5 protein-coding genes are annotated in these 5,609 nt (G+C 37.4%); 2 read left to right on the top strand and 3 right to left on the bottom strand.

Annotated features, from left to right (window positions below):
- Positions 1 to 151 precede the first annotated feature (151 nt).
- From AC06OU_RS07285 to AC06OU_RS07275, 3 genes are read right to left on the bottom strand one after another with little or no spacing between them, the layout of a single operon-like run.
- Complete coding sequence (locus AC06OU_RS07285; RefSeq protein WP_285841734.1) at positions 152 to 1,000, bottom strand: RluA family pseudouridine synthase; 849 nt, start codon at positions 998 to 1,000, stop codon at positions 152 to 154.
- A 50-nt stretch (positions 1,001 to 1,050) separates the two neighbouring features.
- Positions 1,051 to 1,521 (bottom strand): thioredoxin family protein, encoded by a 471-nt coding sequence (locus AC06OU_RS07280; protein ID WP_251556696.1) that lies wholly within the window; start codon positions 1,519 to 1,521, stop codon positions 1,051 to 1,053.
- 1 nt (position 1,522) lies between these two features.
- Positions 1,523 to 1,948: a disulfide oxidoreductase gene (locus tag AC06OU_RS07275; RefSeq protein WP_251556695.1), complete on the bottom strand. Its 426-nt coding sequence runs from the start codon at positions 1,946 to 1,948 to the stop codon at positions 1,523 to 1,525.
- A gap of 130 nt (positions 1,949 to 2,078) precedes the next feature.
- Between AC06OU_RS07275 and AC06OU_RS07270 the strand changes: the two genes are divergently transcribed.
- Positions 2,079 to 3,620, top strand: coding sequence for a carbon-nitrogen hydrolase family protein (locus AC06OU_RS07270; RefSeq protein ID WP_169360642.1), 1,542 nt, complete (start codon positions 2,079 to 2,081; stop codon positions 3,618 to 3,620).
- A gap of 18 nt (positions 3,621 to 3,638) precedes the next feature.
- A complete protein-coding gene (locus AC06OU_RS07265) occupies positions 3,639 to 5,357 on the top strand; it encodes a phospho-sugar mutase (protein WP_475854952.1) in 1,719 nt (572 codons plus the stop codon).
- Positions 5,358 to 5,609 lie beyond the last annotated feature (252 nt).

The following is a 5,609-nucleotide window of genomic DNA, read 5'->3' as shown; positions in this document are numbered from 1 at the left end:
CATTACTCCTTGTCTTGTATCGAACATAGAGTTGATATAATTTCTAAATACGAGCCGGTAATAACAGAGATACATTAAGCACATATTTTGATAAATAAAAAAGCCCTCGAAATTGTAATTTCGAGGACAAACTGTGATTAGCGTTAGATAGTTATCGCTTATCCTCAGCAATAATTACTTCTCCAGTAATTGGATGCTTGAATTGAACCTTGAACGCATGTAATTCATATGTTTTAGTAGGTGATCTTTTTGCTCCATACAAGTCATCTCCAACAATTGGGTGACCTAAATGTGCTAAATGTACTCGAATTTGATGCGTACGACCCGTTTCTAAAATAGCATGCACCTTTGTAAATTGGTCATGTCGGCCGACTACCTCATAATGGGTAATTGCCAGCTGTCCAGAAGGAGATACACGTCTTCTAGTAGGATGGTGTCGGTCGCTTCCAATAGCTGCACGAACGGTACCATGATTACTCTTCATTTGACCTTCTACAATCGCTTCATACGTACGGACAATTTCTTTTTGCTCAATCATTCGGTCTAGCATGCCTTTAACGATTGGATTCTTCGCTACTACTACCAGCCCTTTTGTGCCTTCGTCGATGCGATGGATATGCTCACCGTAGGAATGTCCCTTGCTCTGCAAGTAATGGGTAACTGTATTCATTAAAGTATGGTTTTGACCTTGCTCGTTAGGGTGGGTCGACACTCCACGTGGCTTAGAGGCGATGAGTAAATACTCGTCCTCATAGGCAATATACAAAGGGATTTGGTCAGATGGTAAATAGCTGGAGGATTCTCCTTCCCATTTGAAAGTCAAAACATTGCCCTTCTGCTGTGGTAATTTCCATTGTAATAGTTCCCCGTCTTGATCGGTCACAGCTTTTTGCATTCGGAGCTCATGTATAAGTTTCTTGCCGAGCTTCCATTTAGTTTGGAGCAGCTGATCGATTGTCAGATCATCCTCTTGAATCGTATAAGTAAGTATATGTTGCATAATCTCTCTCCTTTAAAAAAAGTCATGTCAATGAGACATGACCTTTTTCTTTATTTTAATACAACTTGATCAAAAAATGCTTGAATATTTTCATTTGGCTGAGCATTAGGCATGCGAGCCACTTCTTTACCATTTTCAAAATGAATTAAGGTAGGTGTACCTTCGATTTGGAAATCATCCCATCCTTGTTCATACTCTAAAACATTATATTTTAAAATCTCTACATTGTTTTCCTCGGCAAGTGGCGTCAATCTTGGCGTCATTTCCTTACAATGTGAGCATTCAGGACTGAAGAAATAAACTGTAAAGGTTTCCCCTTTTTTAATTTTATTATCTAGATCCTTTGGTAAAATAATATTTTGGTAATTTGGATCATCAAGTAAGTCAATAGTGGATTGCTTTAGATTATCTGTATCATAAGGATTATTCTCTAAAGCATTTTTATTTTTTTGACTGTTTAATACAAAAATTAATACAAAAACTAATATTATTACTCCGCCGATAATGGCAACTTTCTTCATGTTACTTGTCCTCCTTGAGACTCTTCAAAATAACTAAGCTACTAATTGCGATTAAAAGAAACGCTATTAAAGCTAAGAATGGGATAGTGATAAATCCGAATACATTTATATATTCACCAGTACAAGGAACTCTACCGCAAGCAGGGGCTACGTCCTGTAAAAAAGCCAGCTTTTGTAGACTATAATGATAAATAGAGAAGCATAGTCCTATTGTAGAAAATATGAGGGTAGTAACAGCTATCTTTGCATTTTTTTGTGCTATAGCTATCCCAAGTATGATCACAAGAGGATACATGAGAATGCGCTGATACCAGCATAACTCGCATGGCTCGTATTGCCGTATCTCAGAGAAATACAAGGAACCCAGAGTCGCTACAAATGCAACGGACCACATGAATAACATAATATTTTCGATTTTCTTAGTCATAGTTATGCTCCTTTAAAATGCTTTGAACTCAAATAGAATTATAAGCGTTAAAAGAGGGCATGTAAAATATTTTATATGTGAACAAAAGAGTTATATAATGAAAGTTAGTACTAAAAAGAGGAGCGGTATAATGTCAGAAGAATTTGATTTATCACAGTTTGAAAAAAGTATGATTATTAGAGAAATGACTTTCTCAGATATAGATTCGATTTTAGAAATTTCACGTTTATGTTTCCCAGGTATGGACCCTTGGAAGGTTGAACAATTAAAAAGTCACTTGACCATATTTCCAGAGGGACAATTGGTTGCCGAATTAGACGGCAAGGTAATTGGCTCCTGTTCAAGTCTTATTATTAACTTTGATGAGTACGATGATCGCCATTCTTGGTCTGACGTGACTGATAAAGGGTATATCACCAATCATAATCCTGATGGATATAATCTATACGGGATTGAAGTGATGGTACATCCTAAATATCGCCGAATGAAAGTTGGACAAAGACTTTACGAAGGTAGAAAGGACATTGCACGCCAATTCAATTTAAAATCAATCATAATTGGTGGACGTGTACCTAACTATCACAAGCATGCCGATGAAATGTCACCACGTGAATACGTAACTGCAGTATCTCGACATAAAATATATGATCCAGTTCTAACATTCCAGCTTATGAATGGCTTTACGCTAATGCGTATTAATCCAAATTATTTACCAGATGACGTTGCCTCTGCAAAATATGCAACATTAATGGAATGGAATAACGTCGATTATATTCCATTGTCTAAGCGACACTTTAAAACAAGCTACCCGGTACGAATTTGTGCAGTTCAATATATGATGCGAAAGATTAATTCTTTTGAGGAATTCGCTAACCAATGTGAGTACTTTGTAGACGTTGCTTCAGACGCGCAATCAGACTTTGTGGTATTCCCAGAAATTTTTACAACACAGCTTATGTCATTTTTAGATGAACAATCTCCAAGCCAGGCTGTACGTAAGCTAACAGAGTACACTCCTCAATATATGGAGCTATTCTCTGATCTTGCTGTACGATATAACATTAACATTATTGCGGGTTCCCATTTCGTAGAGGAAGAAAATGAGGAAATATATAATATTGCTTACTTGTTCCATCGTGATGGATCTATTGATAAGCAATATAAAATTCATATAACTCCTAACGAAAGAAAATGGTGGGGGATCAGTGCAGGAGACTCTGTTAAAGTTTTTGATACAGACTGTGGTAAGATTGCCATCCAAATATGCTATGACATCGAATTTCCAGAGCTTGCAAGAATTGCAACAGATATGGGAGCAAATATTATTTTCACTCCATTTTGTACAGAAGATCGCCAAGGCTATTTAAGAGTTCGATATTGTGCTCAGGCTCGTGCTGTCGAAAATCAAATCTATACGGTAATCTCTGGGACTGTAGGGAATTTACCTCAAACTGAGAATATGGATATCCAGTATGCTCAATCAGCAATCTTTGCCCCTTCGGATTTTGAATTTGCTCGTGACGGAATCGTTGGAGAAACAGAGCCTAACGTGGAAATGGTATTAATCGGAGATGTGGATTTAGAAATTTTAAGAAGACAGCGTCAAGATGGTACAGTTAAGCATTTAAAAGACCGTCGACATGATGTATACAGTATAGATTATAAAAAATGATGGATGGAGTAGAGATATATGTCCTATAAAAAACTCTTCGAGCAATGGAATAGCGTAAATGATATGGAAGCTGTATGGAAAGACGACCTTAAGCTTTTAGCCGCTGATGAAAAAAGACAAGAGGATGCCTTTTACAGAGATTTGGAATTTGGTACTGGTGGTATGCGAGGAGAAATAGGAGCTGGCACGAACCGTATAAACAATTATACGGTTCGCAAAGCAACGACTGGTCTAGCAGAATATATCAAAGCTGCTGGTAAGGATGCGATGAATCGTGGTGTGGCTATTGCGTATGATAGTCGAAGATTTTCTCCAGAGTTTGCACAAGAGGCAGCGAATACGCTAGCTGCTGCTGGTATTAAGGCTTATATTTATCGTGAGCCTAGAACAACTCCACAGCTTTCTTTTTCAGTGAGAAAGCTGAATGCCTATATGGGGATTGTAATTACAGCTAGTCATAACCCACCTGAATACAATGGTTATAAAGTATATGGGCAAGACGGTGCTCAGTTAAATTTACAGGATGCAGATACTGTTATTGAATATGTTAAAAAAGCGGGAGACGCACTATCTATAATAAATAATGAAATTGATGAGGATCTAATCGTTTATTTAGATGAGAGCATGGATTCCTCATACATAGATGCGTTAAAAACGGTACAAGAAAATCCCGAACTAGCATCAAAGACAGATTTAAAGGTAGTATTTACCCCATTACATGGGGCTTCGGGTAAAACTACGAAGCATATTTTGGCCGAAGCAGGCTATCAGCATATCTTTTTCGTGGAAGAGCAAATGGAGCCAAATGGAGAGTTTCCAACGGTTGTGTCTCCTAACCCAGAGGAGAAAAGTGCCTTTGAATATGCTATCCGATATGGTGAGCAGCATGAAGCTGATATTTTAATAGCTGTAGATCCAGATGGTGACCGTGTAGGAGCAGCAGTTAAGACAAAAAGTGGCTATAAACTCCTGACTGGCAATCAAACCGGGGCTATTTTAATAGAGTACTTATTGATGATGCGTAAGAAAAAAGGGACGATGCCAGCAAAAGGTCGAGTGTTTAAAACAATTGTCACGTCAGATTTAGGTAGAGTAATAGCAGAATACCACGGCGCAAGTACAGAGGATGTGCTAACAGGTTTTAAATTTATCGGTGAGAAAATTAAACACTACGAGGAAACAAATGAATATGAGTTTCTTTTTGGTTATGAGGAAAGCTATGGCTATTTAGTAAAGGACTTTGCAAGAGATAAGGATGCAATTCAAAGTGTCTTGGCATTAGTCGAAGCAGCTGCCTACTATAAACAGAAGGGGCTGACATTAGTAGATGTTTTAAACAATCTATATGAAAGACATGGCTATTATCTAGAAGGCTTAGTGTCAGTTACGAAAAAAGGGGTAAGCGGAGCAAATGCTATTGCTAACCTGCTGGAGCAAATCAGAGTGAATCCGATAACAGAAGTTGCAGGGATCGAAGTGCTGTCTCAGGAAGATTATTTATCATCTATAAGAACATTTACGGATGGCAGAGAGCAAGAGAAAATATTATTACCTTCTTCCAATGTATTAAAATACTTTTTGGCAGACGGTTCCTGGGTATGTGTACGACCAAGTGGAACAGAGCCGAAAATCAAATATTATTTTGGAGTAACAAGTGATTCAGCAGAAGAAAGCCAGAAAAAGCTGGGAGCGATTAAAGAGTCCTTTACCGGAAACTTAAATCAATATTTAGAATAGAGAAGAGGCGCTGAAATTATTTTCAGCGTCTTTTATTATATAAAGAGGGATTTTAACGGTATTTAGCTATGTAATCGGCTAAAGGCAGGGGTTTTCTTTGAAGTGGAATTGTTTGTAAAATGTTACACTTAAACTAAAGTCTTGAATTAGTTACAAGCCATACCTCTAATTGATGAGATTTATTACATGAACATACATATAAATGGAGGGAATTATCATAATGGTAAAAAGTGAAAAAGAAATTCTATTACT

This window comes from Psychrobacillus sp. (assembly GCF_056205495.1).
This window is presented reverse-complemented; position numbering and strand designations above follow the sequence as displayed.